Below are 21,217 nucleotides of genomic sequence, written 5' to 3'. Positions count from 1 at the left end.
CAATGCACAAGAGTCTCAAACTCAAACATCTGATTGTGGTGGCCGGTTTCGCTCCGCTGTTTGCGTTCGCGCAGGCTGGCGACGCTGACAAGACGGCTGCCATCAAGGACCTGCTGACGACGATGAACGTCGATGCAGCCATCAAGGGTCAAGGTGAAGTGTTGGCCAACGGCGCTAAGCAGGAAGCCCCGCTGGTGCTGGAGCAAGCACTGGTCGAGAACAGGACTCTGAACGACAAGCAGAAGCAAGCCGCTGTCGACAAGCTGAAGAAGAACGGCGCTGTGCAGCGCATGACCGACGGCGCCGGCAAGGACTTCGACACGGAAGCGTTCCGCAAGGACGCTCTGCAAGCCCACTATGACTCCCTGGGCAAGTACTATTCGACCCAGGAAATCAAGGACCTGACCACGTTCCTGAAGACGCCGAGCGGCCAGAAGTTCATGGCCAACCAAGGTAAGGCGATGCAGGAAGTGTGGGGCAACGTGATGCAGAAGTACGGTCCGCAAGTCGGCAAGAAGATGCGCGACATGGCTGACAAGGAAGTTGCCGCTGCCGCGAAGTAATTAACCGGCATAGGCGGACGATCGGGGGGCGCAATCCCCGGCGCGCTGCCAGTTGGTAGATAATGGCTGTTTGGGTTTGCGCCCAGACAGCCATTTTTCTTTTGCCCTTCGCCCTATGAACCAAGCGGATCGAGCCCTTCAAGCCAGCCAAACGCGCGTGTACAACTTTTCGGCAGGTCCGGCGGTGTTGCCGCTCGAGGTGCTGGAACAGGCGAAGGAGGAGATGGTCTCCTGGCACGGCAGCGGCATGAGTGTGATGGAAATGAGCCATCGCGGCCGCGAATTCGAAAGCATCCTGGCAGCCGCGTTTGGCGATTTGCGGCAATTGCTGGCGGTGCCAGACAACTACGAAATCCTCTTCCTGCAAGGCGGCGCCATCGCCGAAAACGCGATCGTGCCGTTGAACCTCATGCGTCGGCTGTCGGCGGATGCACCGAAGGCTGACTACGTCGTTACCGGCACGTGGTCAGTCAAGTCGCAACAGGAAGCGCGCAAGTACGGCGAGGTGAACATCGCTGCCACCAGCGAGGCCGAGCGCTTCCACAAGATTCCGGATGTCTCGAGCTGGAAGCTGTCGTCGGATGCCGCCTACGTGCACCTGTGCACGAACGAAACCATTGTCGGTGTCGAGTATCAGGAGACGCCTGACATCGGTCAGGCGCACGGGCGTGTGGTGGTGTCCGACGTGTCGAGCCACATCCTCTCCCGGCCGATCGACTGGAACGGTTATCAGGTCCTGTACGGTGGCGCGCAGAAAAACATCGGCCCCGCCGGCCTGACGATTGCCATCGTCCGCAAGGACCTCCTGGGCCACGCGCACCCGCTGTGCCCGTCGGCATTCAATTGGCGCCTCGTGGCTGAGAACGGCTCGATGTACAACACGCCGCCCACTTACGCCATCTACATCGCGGGGCTCGTGTTCCAGTGGATCAAGCGCCAGGGCGGGGTCGAGGCGCTGGAGACGCGCAACATCATCAAGTCGAAGATGCTGTACGACTTTATCGACGCCAGCAGCTTCTACCGCAACGAAATTCATCCGACGTGCCGGTCGCGTATGAACGTGCCGTTCTTCCTCAACGACGAGTCCCGCAACGAGGCGTTCCTCACGCAGGCGCGCGAGCGCGGGTTGGTGCAGCTCAAGGGCCACAAGTCCGTGGGCGGCATGCGGGCAAGCATCTACAACGCGATGCCGCTGGAAGGGGTAGAGGCGCTGGTCGACTTCATGCGTGAGTTTGAAAGAGTGTCTGCGTAAGGCTGATACTTAATCACGGCAGAACATTGCGCGAAGCGCCCGCTTCGCGCGGCAATTTGCAATCCGTTGCCGAACCAGATTCCTACAATGACCAGTCAGTCAGACGATACGAAGCAAAACAAGGACGCCGCATTGGCGGCGGAGCTTGCGCCGTTGCGCACGCAGATCGACGCCATCGACAACCAGCTGCTTACGCTGCTCTCCGACCGCGCCAAGGTAGCGCAGGAAGTGGGCGAGGTGAAGAAGCGCTATTCGTCACCGGCGTTCCGGCCGGACCGCGAGTTGCAGGTCATCCGCAAGATGCAGTCCGGCAACCAAGGGCCCCTGCACGACGAGAGCATCGCCGCCATCTGGCGCGAGGTGATGTCCGCCTGCCGCGGTCTGGAACAGGCCCTGCGCATCGGCTACCTCGGCCCGGCGGGCACGTTCTCGGAGCAGGCGGTGATCGCGCATTTCGGCCACGAGATCCAGCCGATGCCGTGCCCGAGCATCGACGAGGTGTTTCGTGCGGCGGAGTCCGGCACGGTCGATTGTGGCGTGGTGCCGGTGGAAAATTCGACGGAGGGCGTGGTGTCGCGCACGCTCGATCTGTTCTTGCAGACGTCGCTGAAGATCAGCGGCGAGATCGCGCTGCGCGTGCACCATAACTTGCTGCACAAGACGGGCGACATGTCGCAGGTGAAGGTGGTGCGCGCGCATGCGCAGGCGCTGGCGCAGTGCCAACGGTGGCTGAACACGAACTATCCGAATCTGCCGCGTGAGGCTGTGTCGAGCAACGCCGAGGCAGCGCGCATGGCAGGCGAGGACGAAACCATCGCTGCGCTGGCAAGCGTGCAGGCGGCCAACCGCTACGGCCTGCACGTGGTGCGTGCCAATGTGGAAGACGATCCGCACAACCGCACGCGCTTTGTCGTGATCGGCAACTACGAAACGGAGCCGAGCGGACGCGATCAGACGTCGTTGATCCTGTCGGTCCCGAACGAGGCTGGTGCTGTCTACAAGTTGCTGGCGCCGTTGGCAGAGAACGGCGTGTCGATGTGCCGCTTCGAGTCGCGCCCGGCGCGCAGCGGTGCGTGGGAATACTACTTCTACGTCGATGTGGAGGGCCATCAGCGAGACCCGCAGGTCGCGCGTGCGCTGGAAAAGCTGCGTCACGACGCGGCGTATTTCAAAGTGTTGGGGTCCTATCCCTCGGCACATTGAGGGATTCAAGGCGCTCTGCACGGGCAGAGCGTCGATAACAGAGGAGCACCCCATGTCTTTGCAGTTCGGCCCCGAGTATGTCCGCGCCATCGCCCCTTATGTGGCCGGCAAGCCGATTTCCGAAGTGGCACGCGAGTTCGGTCTGGATGCCGCGCGCATCGTCAAGCTGGCGTCCAACGAAAATCCGCTGGGCATGCCGCAGTCAGCCAAGAACGCGATGGCCGCGGCCATTGACGAACTGGCGCGCTATCCAGATGCCAATGGTTTCAGCCTGAAAGCGGCGCTGCATGCCAAGTTTGGCGTGCCGGAAACATGGATCACGCTCGGCAATGGCAGCAATGACATCCTCGAACTGGCGGCACGTGCGCTCGTGTCGCCGGGGCAGGCCGTGATGTATGCGCAGCACTCCTTTGCCGTGTACGCACTCGCGGCGCAGGAGGTGGGTGCGCGCGCCATCGAGGTGCCGGCCCTCGATTACGGCCATGACCTCGATGCGATGGCTGCGGCGATTACCCCGGACACGCGTCTAATCTACATCGCCAACCCGAACAACCCGACTGGCACATTCCTGTCGTCCGACGAGATCGCGGAGTTCCTGGCCAAGGTGCCGCCGACGGTCGTCGTCGTGCTGGACGAGGCATACAACGAGTTCCTCAAACCGGAGCAGCAGTACGACTCCACCGCCTGGGTGCGCCAATACCCGAACCTGCTGGTGTCGCGCACATTCTCCAAGGCGTACGGGCTGGCTGGCCTGCGTGTGGGCTACGGCATTGCGCAGCCGCAGTTGACCGATCTGCTCAACCGCATCCGCCAGCCGTTCAACGTCAACAGCTTGGCCCAGGCGGCAGCGGTAGCAGCGCTCAACGATGCGGAATTCCTGGGTCGATCAGCTGAACTGAACGCTGCCGGTTACGTGCAGTTGACGGACGCGTTTGATCGGCTGGGCCTGAAGTACGTGCCGTCTTCGGGCAATTTCGTCCTGGTGCGCGTGGGCGATGACACGGGCGCCGGTGCGCGCGTGAACGTTACATTGCTCAAGCAAGGTGTGATCGTGCGTCCGGTCGGCAACTACGGCTTGCCGCAATGGCTGCGCATCAGTATCGGCTTGCCGGAAGAGAACGCCACGTTCATCGGTGCACTTGAGGCGGCCCTGGCGCAGGAAAAAGCCGCCGCTTAACTTCTGCAGCGACCGTCGTAGCGCCCTGTATCAGGCATCGGGCGTCGCGCACATCGGGCTACAATGCCGCTTTGCTTTTTTCTGGCAGGGCGGTGTTGTGGCCTCTTCTTTTTCCAGTTCCCGGTTGGTGATTGTCGGCGTCGGTCTGATCGGCGGTTCGCTGGCGCTGGGCTTGCGTCGTGCGGGGGTGGTTGGGCATGTCGTGGGCGTCGGGCGATCGGCCGCGTCGCTTGAGGCGGCGATCCGTCTGGGCGTGATCGACGAGGCCTTGCCAATGGAAGAGGCCGTGCACGGCGCGGACATGGTCGTGCTGTGCGCGCCCGTCGCGCAGACGCTCCCATTGCTGCTCGCCATGCAGCCGCATCTGGGCCCGGACACCATCGTGACGGATGCCGGCAGCACCAAATCCGACGTCATCATGGCCGCCAAGACGGCGTTGGGCGATCAGGTCAGCCAGTTCGTTCCGGCCCACCCGATTGCCGGCCGTGAGCTGAACGGCGTGGAGGCTGCGCTGGCCGATCTCTATGTCGGCAAAAAGACCGTGCTTTGCCCCCTGCAGGAAAACCGGCGCAGCGATGTTGCCCGTGTGCAGGCGATGTGGGAAGCCGCGGGCGCGTATTGCCACATCATGTCGGCCGTGCAGCACGACGCCGTGTTCGCCGCCGTCAGCCACCTGCCGCACGTGCTGTCATATGCGCTGGTCGCGCAGATCATCAATGCCGAAGACGGGGCGCTCAAGCTTGATTTCGCCGGCGGCGGCTTTCGCGATTTCACCCGCATTGCTGCATCGTCGCCCGAGATGTGGCGTGACATCTGTCTGTCAAATCGCGAGGCACTGCTGCGTGAGCTTACGACCTACGAGGCTGTGATCGGACGCCTGAAGACGATGATCGCTGAGCGTGACGGCGCCGCGCTCGAGCGCGTGTTCCGCCGTGCCAGCGAAGCACGTTTGGCGTGGCCGCAACGCGTGGCAGCGGCTAATGCCACCGGCCCGCAATCCGAATAACGTTTGTTTTGAACTGAATGGATTCATGGAACATCTCGACGTTGGTCCGCTGAAGACGGCGCGCGGCACCATCAAGCTGCCTGGCTCGAAGAGCATCTCCAATCGTGTGCTGTTGCTGGCCGCGCTCGCCCAAGGCGAGACTGTGGTGCGCGACCTGCTCGACTCCGACGACACGCGCGTCATGCTCGCGGCTCTCGATAAGCTGGGCGTCTCGATCGAAGGTCTTGGCGACAACGCATACCGTGTCGCCGGCACGGGCGGCCGCTTTACGAACAAATCGGCCGATCTGTTCATGGGCAACGCCGGCACAGCCATCCGCCCGCTGACGGCCGCGCTGGCGCTGCAAGGCGGCGAGTACACCTTGCACGGCGTGCCGCGCATGCACGAGCGGCCGATTGGAGACTTGGTTGACGGGCTGCGCCAAGTTGGCGCGTGCATCGATTACACGGGCAATGAGGGCTATCCGCCGCTGGCGATCCACGCCGCGGCGGTCAAGATCGATGCACCGATCCGCGTGCGCGGCGATGTGTCGAGCCAGTTCCTGACGGCATTGCTGATGGCACTCCCACTGGTCGAGTCTGCCGGCAATGTCACCATCGAAGTGGTTGGCGAGTTGATTTCCAAGCCCTACATCGAGATCACGCTGAACTTGATGGCGCGCTTCGGCGTGCACGTCGCGCGCGATGGCTGGGCGTCGTTTACCGTACCGACCGGCGTGGCGTACAAGGCGCCGGGTGAGATCTTTGTGGAGGGCGATGCATCGTCTGCCTCGTACTTCCTGGCCGCAGGCGCGCTTGGCGGCGGGCCGGTGCGCGTGGAGGGTGTCGGCATGTCCAGCATCCAGGGCGATGTCCGCTTTGCCGACGCGCTCAACCGCATGGGCGCCAACGTCATGGCGGGCGGCAACTGGATCGAGGTGCGGGGCGTCGAGCGCGACGACGGCAAGCTCAACGCCGTTGAGTTGGATTGCAATCACATTCCGGATGCGGCAATGACGCTGGCGGTGGCTGCACTGTTTGCCGACGGCACGACCACACTGACCAACATCGCCAGCTGGCGCGTCAAGGAAACCGACCGGCTGAGCGCCATGGCCACCGAACTGCGCAAGCTTGGCGCCGAGGTGGAGGAAGGCCCCGACTACATTCGCGTGACCCCTCCATCGCAATGGACCCCGCCGGCCGGTGGCATCGACACCTATGATGACCACCGCATGGCGATGGCGTTTTCGCTGGCGGCATTCGGTCCAGTGCCCGTGCGTATCAACGACCCGCGTTGCGTCGCCAAGACGTTCCCGGAATATTTCACTGCGTTCGGTGGCATCACCGCTTGAATCGCAATTAACCGCCTGCATTTCATCATGCCCGAGACTGCTGCTTCCATGTCGTACCCGGTCATTACCATCGACGGACCGACCGCATCTGGCAAGGGCACGGTCGCTCACCAGATCGCGGATCTCCTTGGTTTTCACCTGCTGGATAGCGGCTCGCTGTACCGATTGGTGGCGCTTGCCAGCATGCGAGAGAACATCGACGACCACGACGTTGAGAGCCTCGTGCGCATCGCGCGAGAACTCGATGTGCGCTTCAAGGCAGATCACATCTGGCTCAAGGGTGAGGATGTGAGCTTGGCGCTGCGGCATGAGTCCGTTGGCAATCAGGCTTCGGCCATCGCCGTGCATGGGGCGGTACGGGAGGCGTTGCACGCACGCCAGCGCGCGTTCCTGGAAGCACCCGGTCTCGTGGCCGACGGCCGCGATATGGGCACGGTGGTTTTTCCTGAAGCGGTGCTCAAAGTGTTCCTGACGGCAAGCGTGCAGGCACGCGCTGAGCGGCGTTATAAACAATTGATTGCAAAGGGTTTTTCTGCTACAGTTGAAAGCCTTTCGCAGGACTTGGAGGCGCGTGATTTGCGGGATCGCACCCGCAGTGTCGCGCCGCTGCGTCCGGCGCAGGATGCGCGGCAACTGGATTCGTCCGACATGACGGTCGATGAAGTGGTCGCGCAGGTACTGGACTGGTACCGGCAGGTGCAGGGCGCTGACAAGGCAAACTGATCCGGCTGAACTGGTTCGATCGGTGCCGGTGGCATGTCGCTGCCGGCGGTTGTTTAACTCATAACCCCGCATGCGTGTCTTCGCCCGTTTTGTGCGAAAGCAATGCGAGGCATGTTCTGCGGATGCCTATTTTTTATGTCCCAAACTAACGAATCTTTTGCCGCCCTGTTCGAAGAGTCGATCGCCAAGTCCAATATGAAGGCTGGCGAAGTGATCTCTGCGGAAGTTGTGCGTATCGACCACAACTTCGTCGTTGTGAACGCGGGCCTGAAGTCTGAAGCTTTTGTTCCGGTCGAAGAATTCCTGAACGATCAGGGCGAGCTGGAAGTGCAAGTTGGCGACTACGTTTCGGTCGCAATCGACGCGCTGGAAAACGGCTACGGCGACACCATTCTGTCGCGCGACAAGGCCAAGCGTCTGGCTTCGTGGCTGAACCTTGAGAAGGCATTGGAATCCGGCGAGATCATCTCCGGTACCGTGACCGGCAAGGTCAAGGGCGGTCTGACCGTTATGGTCAACGGTATTCGTGCATTCCTGCCGGGTTCGCTCGTCGACGTGCGTCCGATCAAGGACACCACGCCGTACGAAGGCAAGACCCTCGAATTCAAGGTCATCAAGCTGGACCGCAAGCGCAACAACGTTGTGCTGTCGCGCCGTGCCGTGGTTGAAGCCACGCTGGGCGAAGAGCGTCAGAAGCTGATGGAGACGCTCAAGGAAGGTGCGATCGTCAACGGTATCGTCAAGAACATCACCGACTACGGCGCGTTCGTGGATCTGGGTGGCATCGACGGTCTGCTGCACATCACCGACCTGGCATGGCGTCGTGTGCGTCACCCGAGCGAAGTGCTGTCGGTTGGCCAGGAAATCACTGCCAAGATCCTCAAGTTCGACCAAGAGAAGAACCGCGTCTCGCTGGGCGTCAAGCAGCTGGGCGAAGATCCGTGGGTCGGCATCTCGCGCCGCTACCCGCAAGGCACCCGCCTGTTCGGCAAGGTGACCAACCTGACCGACTACGGCGCGTTCGTCGAGATCGAAGCTGGTATCGAAGGCCTGGTCCACGTGTCGGAAATGGACTGGACCAACAAGAACGTGGCTCCGTCGAAGGTTGTCCAACTGGGCGACGAAGTGGAAGTCATGGTTCTGGATATCGACGAAGACAAGCGTCGTATCAGCCTGGGCATGAAGCAGTGCAAGGCCAACCCGTGGGACGATTTCGCGCGCAACCAGAAGAAGGGCGACAAGCTGGCTGGCCAGATCAAGTCGATCACCGACTTCGGCGTGTTCATCGGTCTGCCGGGCGGCATCGATGGCTTGGTGCACCTGTCGGACCTGTCGTGGCAAGAGACTGGCGAAGAAGCCGTTCGCAAGTACAAGAAGGGCGACGAAGTCGAAGCCGTGGTTCTGGCCATCGACGTCGACAAGGAACGCATCTCGCTGGGTATCAAGCAACTGTCGGGCGACCCGTTCAACAACTTCATCTCGACCAACGACAAGGGTTCGATCGTGCAGGTCACGATCAAGGCCGTTGATCCGAAGGGCGCCGTGGTGCAGCTGGCTGACGACGTGGAAGGCTACCTGCGCGCCTCGGAAATCTCGAGCGACCGTGTTGAAGACGCCCGCAACGTGCTGAAGGAAGGCGAAACGATGACCGCGATGATCGTCAACATCGATCGCAAGTCGCGCAACATCAACGTTTCCATCAAGGCGAAGGACAGCGCCGACCAACAGGAAGCGATGCAGAAGTTCTCGGCGGATACCGGCGCAGCTGGTACCACGAACCTCGGCGCGCTGCTGAAGGCCAAGCTGAACGAAACCAATCAGTAAGCATCAACCGGGTCGACCCTAAAGAACGACGAGGACGCGCGCAAGATGCCCATGACCAAGTCCGAACTCGTGGAAAAGCTGGCCGCCCGCTTTCCGCAGCTGCTGCTGCGGGATGCCGACATCGCGGTCAAGACGATCCTGGATGCGATGTCCGACGCCTTGGCGGACGGCCACCGCATCGAGATCCGCGGATTCGGGAGTTTTGGTCTGAATCGGCGTCCGCCGCGTGTCGGTCGCAATCCCAAATCTGGCGAGAAGGTGCTGGTGCCCGAGAAGCGGGTGCCGCACTTCAAGGCGGGCAAGGAGTTGCGCGAACGGGTTGACCGCAGCCTAGAGCGTCAAGGCGACCCCTCTTCGGAGGGCGAGCCTGCCGTGTCGCTCGCGGCTGTAAAGGCTGCGCGAAAGACTGACAGCACCCGTCAGGCTGCCGGATTTCCGGTAGACACGGCGGTGCCGTTGGCTATGTCGCGCTGAGCCCAAGTAGCACCTGGTAGTTTCAGGAACGCCCCGCTTGCCGGGGCGTTTTTTATTCTGGCAATGCTTGTCTCCCGCCCAGCGAGGCGTCGCTGGCCGCCATATGAATCCGCTACAATGCGGCACAACACGGCAATCGTGCCGCATCCGGCTGCTGCACCGCCGCCCGTTTCCGAATCCGCATGAAATTTCTCGTCTGGGTCATCCGTATCCTGTTGTTTGTGCTGCTTTTCGTGCTGGCACTGCACAACACGGCGGAAGTCTCGCTCGCGCTGCCGTTTGGCGTGGTCTGGCATGCACCGTTGATCCTGATCGCCTTGGCGTTCTTTGTCGCTGGCATCTTGCTGGCCATGCTGGCGATGGCACCGCGTGTGATGCGGCATCGCTTTGCGGCAAGCCGCCTGCGTCGCCAGATCGGTCGCATGAAGAAGGCCGAAGAGGTGACCGAGGCGCCGACGACGCCCGTTGTTGCCGATTCTCCGTATCACGTTCCCGGCCCCAAGGTCTGACGCATGGATTTTGATCTCTGGTGGCTGTTGGCCATCCCCCTGGTGTTTGGCTTGGGCTGGGTGGCTGCTCGGCTCGATGCCCGCCAGTTGCGCACCGAACAATCGTCGCTGCCGCGCTCGTATTTCAAGGGGCTGAATTTCCTGCTCAACGAGCAGCCGGACAAGGCCATCGACGCTTTCATTGAAGTTGCGCGTCTCGACCCGGAGACCACTGAGCTGCACTTTGCGCTCGGTAGTCTGTTCCGCCGGCGCGGCGAAACCGAACGCGCCATCCGCGTTCACCAGAACCTCGTCAACCGTCCGGATCTTCCGCCCAATGAACGCGATCACGCGTTGTTTGAACTGGGGCAGGATTTTCTGCGAGCGGGCCTGCTGGATCGCGCAGAGGAATCCCTGCGGATGTTGATGGAAGGCACATTCGCCGAGCCGGCCAAGCGCGTGCTGCTTGAGTTGTACGAAGTCGAGAAGGAGTGGCGCAAGGCCATTGAAGCCGCACGTGAATTGCAGAAGCTGCAAGGCAAGGATCACGTGGTGCAGATCGCGCAGTTCTGCTGCGAGGTCGCGCAGGAAGCGTTGCAGCGCAAAGACGTGCTGACTGCCATCGAATGGCTGGAACGTGCCCTGCAGGAGAATCCTAAGAACGTGCGTGCCACCATCCAGTTGGGCGATGTGGCGCAAGGGCAGGGCGATGTGGAAGGTGCCATCAAGCGTTGGCGCAGCATCGAACAGCAAAACACAGCGTTCTTGCCGCTGGTGGCCGAACGCCTGATGAAGGCGTACACGCAGCTTGGCCGCGCCGCCGAGGGACTCGCTTGGCTGCGCTCCAAGATGGACGCACGCCTGGGCCCCGAACTGCTCGATACGGTCTACAAATACGAATTGGACGTACACGGTATCGACGATGCCGTGGCGCTGATGCGCGACCAGATCCGTCGTCAGCCCTCGTTGATGGCGTTGACGCGGCTGGTGGAAGCCGAGGCGACGCGCGCGTCCGAGGCGGTTGGGCATGAAGCACCCGCGACGGCCGACGTTGCCGAGAGTGCACTAGCGGATCCGGTTGAAGCGGGCGGCAATGCTGACATCCAGCGCGCGCAGGATCTCGGCGCCATTCGCGATTTGCTGCAAAGTCGTACGCGCAATCTGGCGCGCTACACCTGCCAGGAGTGCGGTTTCCGCGCGCGTCTGTTTTATTGGCAATGCCCCGGCTGCAACCGCTGGGAAACGTATGCTCCGCGCCGTACCGAGACGCTCGGCGGCAGCGGCGGCGCCAGCATGTAATTCAGTCCGGCGCGGCGCGTTTGTAGCGGCCGCGCTGGCGCTTTTTTAATCTTCAAGTGTTTGTATGAAAATCACCATCATCGGTAGCGGTTATGTCGGTCTGGTCACCGGCGCGTGTCTGGCGGAGCTGGGCAACGATGTGTTTTGCCTCGATGTCGACCAGAAGAAGATCGACCTGCTCAATGCCGGCGGCGTGCCGATCTACGAACCGGGGCTGAAAGAGCTGATCGAGCGAAACCGCGCGGCCGGCCGCATTCAGTTCTCGACCGACGTGGCTGCCAGCGTGGCGCACGGCGACGTGCAGTTCATCGCCGTGGGCACGCCCCCCGATGAAGACGGTTCGGCTGACCTGAAATACGTGCTGGCGGCCGCCCGCAACATCGCCCAGCACATGACGAGCTTCAAGGTGATCGTCGACAAATCGACGGTGCCGGTGGGAACGGGCGACAAGGTGCGTGCCGCGGTTGACGAAGTGCTGGCAACGCGCGGCAAGTCGGACGTCGGCTTCTCGGTGGTGTCGAACCCGGAGTTCCTGAAAGAAGGCGCCGCGGTGGACGATTTCATGCGCCCGGACCGCATCGTGCTCGGCACGTATGGCGATAACGACGGCCTACGCGCCAAGGCCATCATGCGCACCCTCTACGCGCCGTTCAACCGCAACCATGAACGCACGTTCTACATGGACGTGCGCTCCGCCGAGTTCACCAAGTACGCCGCCAATTCAATGCTGGCCACGCGCATCTCGTTCATGAACGAGATGGCCAATCTGGCCGACAAGGTGGGCGCGGATATCGAACTCGTTCGCCTGGGCATCGGCTCGGATCCGCGTATCGGCTATAGCTTCCTCTACGCTGGCACTGGCTACGGCGGGTCGTGCTTCCCGAAGGATGTGCAGGCGCTCGTGCGCACGGCGCAGGAGTACGGTCAAACGCTGCACGTGCTGGAAGCCGTTGAAGCGGTCAACGACAAGCAGAAGGAAGTGCTGGTCGACAAGATCGAAGACCGCATGGGCGTCGACCTTACCGGCCGCGCCTTCGCCATCTGGGGTCTGGCGTTCAAGCCGAACACCGACGACATGCGCGAAGCACCGAGCCGCATCCTGATTGCAGCGCTGTTGGCGCGTGGCGCTCGCGTGCAAGTGTATGACCCGGTTGCGATGGAAGAAGCCCGCCACGCGTTGGCACTCGATCTTTCTGCCGAACAACTGGAACGTGTGACCTTCTGTGCCGGTCAGATGGACGCGCTCAAGAATGCCGACGCGCTGGTCATCGTGACCGAGTGGAAGGCGTTCCGCAGCCCGGACTTCAACGCCGTGAAGGCCCTGCTGAAGACACCGATGGTGTTCGATGGCCGCAACCTGTTCGAGCCGCAAGCCATGCGCGACGCAGGCTTTGAATACCAGGCCATCGGGCGCTCCACCCAATCGTAATCACAGAGACCCTCCGGCCGCTGCCGACGCTTAGACCCATGACCACGCTTGCTTCCGAACAGATCCACGCCGCCCGCATTCTCGTGGTCGGCGACATGATGCTCGACCGCTACTGGTTTGGGGATGTCGATCGGATTTCGCCGGAAGCGCCGGTACCGGTCGTGCAGATCAAGCGCCAGGATGAGCGTCTTGGTGGGGCCGCCAACGTGGCGCGCAACGTGGCGGCACTCGGCGCGCAGGCAGCCATGCTTGGTGTGATTGGCGACGACGAGCCGGGTCGCAGTATTGAAACGCTGCTCGGCGAGAGCCATGTTACGGGTCACCTGCATCGTGATCCGGCAGTCAACACGACGATCAAGCTGCGCGTGCTGGCACGTCAGCAACAATTGATTCGCGTTGATTTTGAAAACGCGCCCACGCACGAAGTGCTGATGTCGGTGCTCGATCGTTTCGGTACGCTGGTGCCGCAGCACGACGTGGTGGTGCTGTCGGACTACGGCAAGGGCGGACTCACGCACGTCGGCAAGATGATCGAGACCTCGCGCCGGGCGGGCCGACGCGTGCTTGTCGACCCGAAGGGCGATGACTATTCGCGCTACAAGGGTGCAACCATGATCACGCCCAACAGGGCTGAAATGCGCCAGGTGGTGGGTTCGTGGAAATCGGAGCAGGACCTGACCATCCGCGCACAGAACCTGCGTCGCGATCTGCAACTCGAGGCGCTGCTACTCACGCGCTCGGAAGAAGGCATGACGCTTTATACCGAGCACGAGGTGTTGCACGTGTCGGCGCAGGCGCGCGAAGTGTTCGACGTCTCCGGCGCCGGCGATACCGTGATCGCCACGCTGGCCACGCTGCTGGGGGCGGGCGCCAACATCAAGGAAGCCGTGCAGTACGCGAATCGCGCAGGCGGCATCGTGGTCGGCAAGCTGGGCACGGCGGTCGTCACCCACGCAGAACTCTTCAACTGATCACCTGATCAACGGATCATGACCATCATCGTCACCGGCGCGGCCGGCTTTATCGGCGCCAACATCGTCAAAGGTCTGAACGAGCGCGGCGAGACCGACATCATCGCCGTCGACAACCTCACACGGGCCGACAAGTTCAAAAACATCGTCGACTGCCAGATCAGCGACTACCTGGACAAGACCGATTTTGTTGAGCGTTTTGCGCGCGGCGAGTTCGGCAAAGTCCGCGCGATCTTCCATGAGGGCGCCTGCTCCGACACCATGGAGACCGACGGCCGCTACATGATGGACAACAATTACCGCTACTCGCTGGCGGTGATGCGCGCGTGCCTGGACCAAGGGGTGCAGTTTCTCTATGCCTCGTCGGCAGCCACGTACGGCGCGTCGGAAACGTTCCGCGAAGCGCCCGAGTTCGAGCGGCCGCTCAACGTGTACGGCTATTCCAAGCTGCTGTTCGACCAGATCGTGCGGCGTGTCATGCCAACCGCGCTGTCGCAGATCGTCGGCTTCCGCTACTTCAACGTCTACGGTCCGCGTGAGCAGCACAAGGGTCGCATGGCTTCTGTGGCGTTCCACAACTTCAACCAATTCCGCGCAGAAGGGACGGTCAAGTTGTTCGGCGAGTACAACGGCTACCCGCAAGGTGGCCAAATGCGCGATTTCGTGTCGGTGGAAGATGTGGTGAAGGTCAACCTGTTCTTCTTTGACAATCCGGACAAGTCGGGCATCTTCAACCTCGGCACGGGCCGCGCGCAGCCGTTCAACGATATCGCCACGACGGTCGTGAACACGTTGCGCGCAGCTGAAGGCAAGCCGGCGCTTTCGACCGAAGAGCTGGCACAGGAAGGCCTGATCGAATACGTGAAATTCCCCGACGCATTGCGTGGCAAGTATCAGTGCTTCACGCAAGCGGACCAGTCGCGCCTGCGCGCGGCGGGTTACACGGCGCCGTTCCTGACGGTCCAGGAAGGCGTGGAGCGTTACTGTCAGTGGCTGTTGAAGCAGCCGGCCTGATCGATCAGTTCTGCCAAGAATCAGACGGCGTGTGACTTTTTGTCCGTTCGCTGCGGAATCGCCAGGACGCTCTTTAAGATGTGTCGAAACCGCCACCTCATGTGGCGGTTTTTTTTTCCTCCCAATACCAAGGAGAAGCACATGTTGAAGAAGCTGTTGGCTACCGCGTTGATGTCGCTGTCGATGCTGTCGGTCTCGTGGGCCGCGGTAGATGTGAATACTGCAGATCATGCTGCGCTTGAGACGCTGTCCGGCATCGGTCCCAAGCGTTCCAAGTCGATCATTGAAGAGCGCACCAAGAACGGTCCGTACAAAGACGCCGCCGACTTCAAGGCTCGCGTGTCCGGCATTGGCGACAAGACGCTCGTCAAGCTGGAGAACGAAGGTCTGACGTTCGGCGCTCCGGCAGCGGCATCGGCGCCGGCCGCAGCCAAGAAGGACAGCAAGGACGCAAAGAAGAAGTAAGTCTGCGGTCACCTGCAGCCAACGCCCCGCCCCGAGCGGGGCGTTTTGCCATGTGTGGGGCAAGGGATTTGGGCTGCATTACAATGCCTTGATTCCCGTCCCCCACGCATCATGGCCTATCTCACCATCGAAGACACCATCGGCAACACGCCGTTGGTTCAGCTCCAGCGCATTCCCGGCGAAGGCAACGCGCGCCGCGGCAATGTCATCCTCGGCAAACTCGAGGGCAATAACCCAGCCGGCTCGGTCAAGGATCGCCCTGCGCTGTCCATGATCAAGCACGCCGAAGCGCGTGGCCGCATCAAGCCGGGTGACACGCTGATCGAATCCACGTCGGGCAACACGGGCATTGCCCTGGCCATGGCCGCCGCCGTGCGTGGCTACAAGATGGTGCTGATCATGCCGGAAGACCTGTCGGTGGAACGCCGCCAAAGCATGGCCGCTTACGGCGCGGAGATCATCCTCACCCCCGTCAAAGGCGGCATGGAATACGCACGTGACCTGGCCGACGCGATGGAGAAGGAAGGTAAGGGCGTCATCCTCGATCAGTTTGCCAATCCGGACAACCCGCTTTCGCACTACGAAACCACCGGCCCCGAACTGTGGCGCGACACCGAGGGCCGCATCACGCATTTCGTCTCGGCGATGGGGACGACGGGCACGATTACCGGTGTCTCGCGCTTCCTGAAAGAGAAGAACGCCGACATCCAGATCGTGGGCGCACAGCCGGAAGAAGGCTCGCGCATTCCGGGCATCCGCAAGTGGCCCGAGGCGTACATGCCGAAGATCTACGATCCGAAGTACATCGATCGCACCGAGCCGGTGAGTCAGTCCGACGCCGAGCACATGGCGCGTCGCATGGCTCGCGAAGAAGGTATCTTCTGCGGGATATCTGCGGCGGGTGCGTTGTGCGTGGCACTGCGTGTGGCCGAGGAAGTCGAAAACGCGACGATCGTGTTCGTGGTGTGCGATCGAGGCGACCGTTACTTGTCGACGGGCGTTTTCCCCGCCTGACGGCACGCCGCATCGCCAAGAAAAAAGCGCAGCCGGAGCTGCGCTTTTTGTTTGCGTGGACGGTGGATCAACCCTGCATCGCCTGCCGCACGGCTTGGCCCAACTCGTACACCGCAGCTGCGTAGAAGAAGCTGCGGTTGTAGCGCGTGAGCACGTAGAAGTTGCGCAGGCCGACGCGGTACTCGGTCGGCTGACCCGGCGTGGGCAGGTCGATCATCAGCACCTCGGTTTCCTGCTCGCGTGTGGCATCGACGCCCGGAGCCAGCGCCAGACCAGCGCGCATGAGCCTCGACAGCGTCATGCCGGGATACGGCTGGCCGTCCGCTGCCGCTGCTGCGATGCCTTGGCTGTCCGCATCACGGGCAATGTTCCACATCACAGGGCGGTTCGGTTCCCAGCCGTGCATCTGCAGGAAGCGTGCGACGCTGCCGATGGCATCCACCGCGCTGTTGCGCAGGTCGATATGACCATCGCGGTCGTAATCGATGGCGTATTCGCGGATGCTGGTTGGCATGAATTGCGGAATGCCGACTGCGCCCGCATACGAGCCGAGGACCGAGAAGGTGTCCGTGCCCGTGTCGCGGCACCAGAGCAAGAAGTCCTTGAGTTGGTTGCGGAACATCGTGCTGCGGTCTTCGCGGTTGGGCGTATCGGGGTAGTCGAAGGCCAGCGTGGACAACGCGTCCATCACGCGGAAGTTGCCCATGTCTCGGCCGTAGATGGTCTCGACGCCCAGGATGCCCACGATCACGTCGGCCGGCACGCCAAATTCGTTCTCGGCACGGCGCAGTGTGTCGCCGTATTGCTGCCAGAAGCGTACGCCGGCGCCAATGCGGATCGGCTCGATGAAGCGTCCGCGATAGGCCGTCCAGCTGCGACGCGCGGGCGTGGCCGGAGGCAGGATCAGGCGCGCCACCGTAGCGGAATAGGCCGTTCCGGCAAACAGCGTATCGAGCGATGTCCGGTCAAAGTTGTACTGCGCGACCAGCATGCCGATGAAGGCCTGCGTTTGCGGATTGTTGCGATAACGATCGGGGTCGATCTCTTCTTCATGCACCGCAACGCGGCGCGTGGGCGACTTGGCAGCTTTCTTGGCAGCCAGCGAGAGCGCCGGGAAAGAGAGCGCGGAAAGCGCTGCGCCAGCCACCAGGGCGCGCAATACGGGACGACGGGAAGAAGGCGATTGGCTCATGGGCAGGCTTCATACGGGATCGGGGCATTGTAGCGGATGCGTCTGTTGGATCGCCCGGGGGGGCGGCGTTGTCGCACAGCCGTGCTAACGTAGCGGCTGGAGACACTGAAGCACACCGGATCACAACAACATGGCGACCGGCCTCTACACGCATCCCGAATTCCTCCGGCACGAGATGGGACCGCACCATCCCGAATGCCCGGACCGCCTGCGCGCGATCGAAGATCAGCTCATCGCCAGCCGCATCGACGACCTGCTCGTTCCCTGCGAGGCGCCGCCCGCCACCGAGGCGCAGCTATGTCGCGTCCATCGCGCTGAATACGTGCGCGAGCTGGTGGCCAGCGTGCCGATTGCCGGTTATATGCCGATCGATCCCGACACCTCGATGAACCCGCACACATACATGGCTGCAGTGTTGGCGGCGGGGGCTGCGGTGGACGCCACCGACAAGGTCATCGCCGGCGAGCTGGAGAACGCCTTCTGCAGCGTGCGCCCACCTGGCCATCATGCGGAGCCGGGCCGCGCAATGGGCTTCTGCTTCTTCAACAATGTGGCCGTGGCCGCGCGTCATGCGCTGGACCATCACGGCTTGCAGCGCGTGGCGATCGTCGACTTTGACGTGCACCACGGCAACGGCACCGAGGCGGCGTTCATCAACGAGCCGCGCGTGCTGATGTGCAGCATCTTCCAGCACCCGTTCTATCCGTATTCCGGCACCGAAGCGGTAGCGGCCAACATGGTGAACATCCCGCTGCCGGCCTATACGAACGGTTTGACCGTGCGCGAAGTGGTGGAAACCATTTGGGTGCCTCGCTTAGATGCGTTCCAGCCCGAAATGCTGTTCATCTCCGCCGGTTTCGATGCGCACCGCGAAGACGATCTGGGCCAGATGGGCCTGGTCGAGGCGGACTACGCGTGGATCACGCAGCAGCTCATGCAGGTGGCGCGCACACACGCCAAGGGCCGGATCGTCAGTTGTCTGGAGGGCGGCTACAACCTCAGCGCGCTCGGGCGCAGTGTGGTGGCGCACGTTAAGGCGCTGGCCGAGCTTTAAGCGATCGACGGTGACGAATCGTCAATGACATTCAAAAAAGTAATAAAGACATCGTTAAAGAATCGTTCCTCGCATGTAGGGTCTGCCTTACACTAGCGTCTTATTCCAACAAAAAAGAGACGGCAACGGCCTAGGCACTGGGCGGTTGCCGTTTTTGTCTGTACGCATGATCGAACTCAAGGGGATATCGCAGCACTTTCGGGGAGCGGGCGGCCATGACGTCCACGCGCTGCGCGACGTGGACCTCACCATCGACCGGGGAGAAATCTTCGGCATCATCGGCCGCAGCGGCGCGGGCAAGAGCACGCTGGTCCGCGTCATCAATCTGCTGAATCGGCCGACCTCCGGCACCGTTACCGTGGCAGGGCAGGAGCTCACCGCACTCAATGCCGACGGCCTGCGGCAAGCGCGCCGCAAGATCGGCATGATCTTCCAGCACTTCAACTTGCTGTCCTCGCGCACCGTATATGACAACGTGGCGCTGCCGCTGGAGTTGGCCGGCACGTCGCGTGAACGCATACGCGAGATCGTGTTGCCGCTGCTGGAACTGGTGGGCCTGTCTGCGCACAAGGACCGCTACCCCGCGCAGATTTCCGGTGGCCAAAAGCAGCGCGTTGGCATCGCCCGCGCGCTGGCCAGCCAGCCAGATGTGCTGCTCTCCGACGAGGCGACCTCCGCGCTGGACCCGGAGACGACGCGCTCGATTCTTGACCTGCTGCGCAAGATCAACCGCGAACTGGGCCTGACCATCGTGCTGATCACGCACCAGATGGAAGTCATCAAGCAGGTGTGCGACCGTGTGGCGGTGCTCGACGCCGGCCGGGTGGTGGAACTGGGCCGTGTGATCGACGTGTTCCTGAAGCCCGCGCATGACGTAACGCGCGCGCTCATCGGCGAGGTGATCTCGCAGGAACTGCCGCCCTCGGTACTGGCCCGCGTGGAAAGCCGGCTCGTTGCGCGCGAGCAGGGCGGGCGGGACCATCTGTTCCGCCTAGCCTTCACGGGTGCGGGTGTGGATCAGCCGGTGCTGGCGCAGGCGATCCGCAACTACGGGCTCGACTTCAACATCCTGCACGGCCATATCGACGAGATCCAGGGCCAGGCCTTTGGTTCGCTGGCGATCCTGGCATCGGGGGAGACCGCCGACATCAACAACGCGATGAACTTCCTGCGCGAGCAAGGCGTGGTGGTCGAGGAGATCAACCATGTGGTCTGACCTGACCGATCTGTTCCTGCCGGCCTTCTGGGAAACGCTCGCCATGGTTGGCGTGTCCGGCGGCATTGGTGCGCTGTTTGGCGTGCCGCTGGGCGTACTGCTGTATCTGACGACTTCGGGCGGCGTGCTGTCGGCGCCGGTGTTCAACCGCGTGGCGGGCCTTGTCGTCAATGCCGTGCGCTCCGTGCCGTTCATCATCCTGCTGGTCGCGGTGATTCCGTTCACGCGCCTGCTGGCGGGCTCCTCCATCGGCACCGCCGCGGCCATCGTGCCGCTGACGATCGCGGCGATTCCCTTTGTCGCCCGCCTGGTCGAGACCGCGTTGCGCGAAGTGGACCGCGGCCTGATCGAGGCAGCTCAATCGATGGGGGCGACGACGGGCCAACTCGTCTACAAGGTGCTGTTGCCAGAGGCGATGCCGGGCATCCTCGCCGGCCTGACAATCACCTTCGTCAGTCTTGTAGGCTACTCGGCCATGGCCGGTACCATCGGCGGCGGCGGCCTGGGCGATCTGGGCATTCGCTACGGCTATCAGCGCTACGAATCGGACATCATGCTGGCGGTTGTCGTCATCCTGATCGTCTTTGTGCAGGCGGTGCAATCGACGGGCGATTGGCTCGTGCGCCGCCTGAGCCACCGTTAATCACCCAATCGACAGACAAAACGAGGAAACACAATGAATCGCCGTCAACTGCTTCAATGGTCCGCGAGCCTTGGTGCCGCACTGGCGTTGGTCGCAGGCAGCGCCCTGGCGCAGAGCAAGCCGATCAAGATCGGCGTGACCGCCGGCCCGCACGCCGAGATCATGGAAGAAGTGAAGAAGGTCGCCGAGAAGGACGGCCTGAAGCTCCAGATCGTCGAGTTCAACGATTACATCCAGCCGAATGCGGCCCTCGCTGCCGGCGATCTGGACGCCAACAGCTATCAACACCAGCCGTATCTGGACGACCAGATTGCCACGCGCGGCTACAAGTTTGTGAGCGTCGGCCAGACCATCACCTTCCCGATGGGGATCTACTCGAAGAAGATCAAGTCGCTGAAGGAATTGAAGGACGGTGCGCGCTTCGGCCTGCCGAACGATCCCACCAATGGCGGCCGCGCGCTTCTGCTGCTGCAATCGCAAGGCGTGATCAAGCTCAAGCCGAACGCCGGTTTCAAGGCCTCGCCGCGCGACGTGGCGGAGAACCCCAAGAAGCTGAAGTTCGTCGAGTTGGATGCCGCGCAACTGCCGCGCTCGCTGGATGACCTGGATGCCGCCGCCATCAATGGCAACTATGCCGAGAAGGCCAACCTGGACCCGACCAAGGACGGCATCGCCATCGAAAGCCCGAAAGGCCCGTATGCCAACGTGATCGCCATCCGCGCCGCCGACAAGGACCAACCCTGGGTCGCCAAGCTGGTGAAGGCGTATCATTCCGACGCCGTGAAGTCTTTCGTCAAGACGAAGTACAAAGATGCGGTGATTGTGGCTTGGTAATCACTTTATGATTTCTCGGTGACCCGGTAGAGGGTTCTACCGAACA

The 21,217-nt window shown here is 62.2% G+C and carries 21 protein-coding genes; 20 read left to right on the top strand and 1 reads right to left on the bottom strand.

Annotation, left to right across the window (positions count from 1 at the left end; genetic code table 11):
- Positions 1 to 2: 2 nt before the first annotated feature.
- From ACEN9T_RS20330 to cysM, 16 genes are all read left to right on the top strand, one after another.
- On the top strand, positions 3 to 563 hold the full coding sequence (locus ACEN9T_RS20330; protein ID WP_413706880.1) for a DUF2059 domain-containing protein: 561 nt from the start codon (positions 3 to 5) through the stop codon (positions 561 to 563).
- A gap of 115 nt (positions 564 to 678) precedes the next feature.
- Positions 679 to 1,815 carry a 3-phosphoserine/phosphohydroxythreonine transaminase gene (gene serC, locus ACEN9T_RS20325; protein ID WP_252693168.1) on the top strand — a complete coding sequence of 379 codons (1,137 nt, stop codon included), beginning with the start codon at positions 679 to 681 and terminating at the stop codon, positions 1,813 to 1,815.
- Between the two features lie 87 nt (positions 1,816 to 1,902).
- Complete coding sequence (pheA, locus tag ACEN9T_RS20320) at positions 1,903 to 3,018, top strand: prephenate dehydratase (RefSeq protein ID WP_252693166.1); 1,116 nt, start codon at positions 1,903 to 1,905, stop codon at positions 3,016 to 3,018.
- A gap of 52 nt (positions 3,019 to 3,070) precedes the next feature.
- Positions 3,071 to 4,195, top strand: a complete 1,125-nt coding sequence (gene hisC, locus ACEN9T_RS20315) for a histidinol-phosphate transaminase (RefSeq protein WP_413706879.1) — start codon at positions 3,071 to 3,073, stop codon at positions 4,193 to 4,195.
- Between the two features lie 97 nt (positions 4,196 to 4,292).
- Positions 4,293 to 5,201, top strand: coding sequence for a prephenate dehydrogenase (locus ACEN9T_RS20310; protein WP_413706878.1), 909 nt, complete (start codon positions 4,293 to 4,295; stop codon positions 5,199 to 5,201).
- A 25-nt stretch (positions 5,202 to 5,226) separates the two neighbouring features.
- Complete coding sequence (gene aroA, locus ACEN9T_RS20305; RefSeq protein WP_413706877.1) at positions 5,227 to 6,531, top strand: 3-phosphoshikimate 1-carboxyvinyltransferase; 1,305 nt, start codon at positions 5,227 to 5,229, stop codon at positions 6,529 to 6,531.
- Between the two features lie 27 nt (positions 6,532 to 6,558).
- The gene (gene cmk / locus ACEN9T_RS20300; protein ID WP_413706876.1) at positions 6,559 to 7,254 is read left to right on the top strand and encodes a (d)CMP kinase; all 696 of its coding nucleotides are present in this window, start codon (positions 6,559 to 6,561) and stop codon (positions 7,252 to 7,254) included.
- Positions 7,255 to 7,389: 135 nt separating this feature from the next.
- Positions 7,390 to 9,078, top strand: a complete 1,689-nt coding sequence (rpsA, locus tag ACEN9T_RS20295) for a 30S ribosomal protein S1 (protein ID WP_004629196.1) — start codon at positions 7,390 to 7,392, stop codon at positions 9,076 to 9,078.
- A 45-nt stretch (positions 9,079 to 9,123) separates the two neighbouring features.
- Positions 9,124 to 9,552: an integration host factor subunit beta gene (locus ACEN9T_RS20290; protein WP_252693158.1), complete on the top strand. Its 429-nt coding sequence runs from the start codon at positions 9,124 to 9,126 to the stop codon at positions 9,550 to 9,552.
- A gap of 182 nt (positions 9,553 to 9,734) precedes the next feature.
- Positions 9,735 to 10,061, top strand: a complete 327-nt coding sequence (locus ACEN9T_RS20285) for a lipopolysaccharide assembly LapA domain-containing protein (protein ID WP_092971681.1) — start codon at positions 9,735 to 9,737, stop codon at positions 10,059 to 10,061.
- A 3-nt stretch (positions 10,062 to 10,064) separates the two neighbouring features.
- Positions 10,065 to 11,339 (top strand): lipopolysaccharide assembly protein LapB, encoded by a 1,275-nt coding sequence (gene lapB, locus ACEN9T_RS20280; protein ID WP_413706875.1) that lies wholly within the window; start codon positions 10,065 to 10,067, stop codon positions 11,337 to 11,339.
- A gap of 64 nt (positions 11,340 to 11,403) precedes the next feature.
- Complete coding sequence (locus ACEN9T_RS20275) at positions 11,404 to 12,768, top strand: UDP-glucose dehydrogenase family protein (RefSeq protein WP_092971679.1); 1,365 nt, start codon at positions 11,404 to 11,406, stop codon at positions 12,766 to 12,768.
- A gap of 38 nt (positions 12,769 to 12,806) precedes the next feature.
- Positions 12,807 to 13,739, top strand: a complete 933-nt coding sequence (gene rfaE1 / locus ACEN9T_RS20270) for a D-glycero-beta-D-manno-heptose-7-phosphate kinase (RefSeq protein WP_092971678.1) — start codon at positions 12,807 to 12,809, stop codon at positions 13,737 to 13,739.
- An 18-nt stretch (positions 13,740 to 13,757) separates the two neighbouring features.
- Positions 13,758 to 14,753 carry an ADP-glyceromanno-heptose 6-epimerase gene (rfaD, locus tag ACEN9T_RS20265; RefSeq protein ID WP_092971677.1) on the top strand — a complete coding sequence of 332 codons (996 nt, stop codon included), beginning with the start codon at positions 13,758 to 13,760 and terminating at the stop codon, positions 14,751 to 14,753.
- 141 nt (positions 14,754 to 14,894) lie between these two features.
- Positions 14,895 to 15,218: a ComEA family DNA-binding protein gene (locus ACEN9T_RS20260; protein WP_413706874.1), complete on the top strand. Its 324-nt coding sequence runs from the start codon at positions 14,895 to 14,897 to the stop codon at positions 15,216 to 15,218.
- 111 nt (positions 15,219 to 15,329) lie between these two features.
- Positions 15,330 to 16,232, top strand: coding sequence for a cysteine synthase CysM (gene cysM / locus ACEN9T_RS20255; RefSeq protein WP_092971675.1), 903 nt, complete (start codon positions 15,330 to 15,332; stop codon positions 16,230 to 16,232).
- A 67-nt stretch (positions 16,233 to 16,299) separates the two neighbouring features.
- Here the strand turns inward: cysM and mltB are convergent, their stop codons facing one another.
- Entirely contained in the window at positions 16,300 to 17,424 is a 1,125-nt protein-coding gene (mltB, locus tag ACEN9T_RS20250) for a lytic murein transglycosylase B (RefSeq protein WP_413706873.1), read from the bottom strand.
- Positions 17,425 to 17,554: 130 nt separating this feature from the next.
- On the opposite strand from mltB, the gene ACEN9T_RS20245 reads away from it, so the two are divergent.
- The 4 genes from ACEN9T_RS20245 to ACEN9T_RS20230 all read left to right on the top strand — a co-directional run bounded on the left by ACEN9T_RS20245 (position 17,555) and on the right by ACEN9T_RS20230 (position 21,171).
- Positions 17,555 to 18,478: a histone deacetylase family protein gene (locus ACEN9T_RS20245; RefSeq protein ID WP_413706872.1), complete on the top strand. Its 924-nt coding sequence runs from the start codon at positions 17,555 to 17,557 to the stop codon at positions 18,476 to 18,478.
- Positions 18,479 to 18,644: 166 nt separating this feature from the next.
- On the top strand, positions 18,645 to 19,694 hold the full coding sequence (locus ACEN9T_RS20240; RefSeq protein WP_092971672.1) for a methionine ABC transporter ATP-binding protein: 1,050 nt from the start codon (positions 18,645 to 18,647) through the stop codon (positions 19,692 to 19,694).
- Positions 19,684 to 20,337: a methionine ABC transporter permease gene (locus ACEN9T_RS20235; RefSeq protein ID WP_012761567.1), complete on the top strand. Its 654-nt coding sequence runs from the start codon at positions 19,684 to 19,686 to the stop codon at positions 20,335 to 20,337. Before ACEN9T_RS20240 ends, ACEN9T_RS20235 begins: the two co-directional genes overlap by 11 nt.
- A gap of 33 nt (positions 20,338 to 20,370) precedes the next feature.
- On the top strand, positions 20,371 to 21,171 hold the full coding sequence (locus ACEN9T_RS20230) for a MetQ/NlpA family ABC transporter substrate-binding protein (RefSeq protein WP_045204497.1): 801 nt from the start codon (positions 20,371 to 20,373) through the stop codon (positions 21,169 to 21,171).
- The last annotated feature ends 46 nt before the right edge of the window (positions 21,172 to 21,217 follow it).

It is taken from the genome of Ralstonia sp. Ralssp110 (assembly GCF_047325135.1).
GTDB lineage: Bacteria > Pseudomonadota > Gammaproteobacteria > Burkholderiales > Burkholderiaceae > Ralstonia > Ralstonia mojiangensis.
The sequence above is the reverse complement of the archived record's forward strand: the minus strand, read 5'-3'. Positions and strand labels throughout refer to the sequence as shown.

Coding starts and splice junctions, on each gene's coding strand:
- ACEN9T_RS20330 (WP_413706880.1), top strand. CDS start 3: ATGCACAAGAGTCTCAAACTCAAACATCTGATTGTGGTGGCCGGTTTC.
- serC (WP_252693168.1), top strand. CDS start 679: ATGAACCAAGCGGATCGAGCCCTTCAAGCCAGCCAAACGCGCGTGTAC.
- pheA (WP_252693166.1), top strand. CDS start 1,903: ATGACCAGTCAGTCAGACGATACGAAGCAAAACAAGGACGCCGCATTG.
- hisC (WP_413706879.1), top strand. CDS start 3,071: ATGTCTTTGCAGTTCGGCCCCGAGTATGTCCGCGCCATCGCCCCTTAT.
- aroA (WP_413706877.1), top strand. CDS start 5,227: ATGGAACATCTCGACGTTGGTCCGCTGAAGACGGCGCGCGGCACCATC.
- cmk (WP_413706876.1), top strand. CDS start 6,559: ATGCCCGAGACTGCTGCTTCCATGTCGTACCCGGTCATTACCATCGAC.
- rpsA (WP_004629196.1), top strand. CDS start 7,390: ATGTCCCAAACTAACGAATCTTTTGCCGCCCTGTTCGAAGAGTCGATC.
- ACEN9T_RS20290 (WP_252693158.1), top strand. CDS start 9,124: ATGCCCATGACCAAGTCCGAACTCGTGGAAAAGCTGGCCGCCCGCTTT.
- ACEN9T_RS20285 (WP_092971681.1), top strand. CDS start 9,735: ATGAAATTTCTCGTCTGGGTCATCCGTATCCTGTTGTTTGTGCTGCTT.
- lapB (WP_413706875.1), top strand. CDS start 10,065: ATGGATTTTGATCTCTGGTGGCTGTTGGCCATCCCCCTGGTGTTTGGC.
- ACEN9T_RS20275 (WP_092971679.1), top strand. CDS start 11,404: ATGAAAATCACCATCATCGGTAGCGGTTATGTCGGTCTGGTCACCGGC.
- rfaE1 (WP_092971678.1), top strand. CDS start 12,807: ATGACCACGCTTGCTTCCGAACAGATCCACGCCGCCCGCATTCTCGTG.
- rfaD (WP_092971677.1), top strand. CDS start 13,758: ATGACCATCATCGTCACCGGCGCGGCCGGCTTTATCGGCGCCAACATC.
- ACEN9T_RS20260 (WP_413706874.1), top strand. CDS start 14,895: ATGTTGAAGAAGCTGTTGGCTACCGCGTTGATGTCGCTGTCGATGCTG.
- cysM (WP_092971675.1), top strand. CDS start 15,330: ATGGCCTATCTCACCATCGAAGACACCATCGGCAACACGCCGTTGGTT.
- mltB (WP_413706873.1), bottom strand. CDS start 17,424: ATGAGCCAATCGCCTTCTTCCCGTCGTCCCGTATTGCGCGCCCTGGTG.
- ACEN9T_RS20245 (WP_413706872.1), top strand. CDS start 17,555: ATGGCGACCGGCCTCTACACGCATCCCGAATTCCTCCGGCACGAGATG.
- ACEN9T_RS20240 (WP_092971672.1), top strand. CDS start 18,645: ATGATCGAACTCAAGGGGATATCGCAGCACTTTCGGGGAGCGGGCGGC.
- ACEN9T_RS20235 (WP_012761567.1), top strand. CDS start 19,684: ATGTGGTCTGACCTGACCGATCTGTTCCTGCCGGCCTTCTGGGAAACG.
- ACEN9T_RS20230 (WP_045204497.1), top strand. CDS start 20,371: ATGAATCGCCGTCAACTGCTTCAATGGTCCGCGAGCCTTGGTGCCGCA.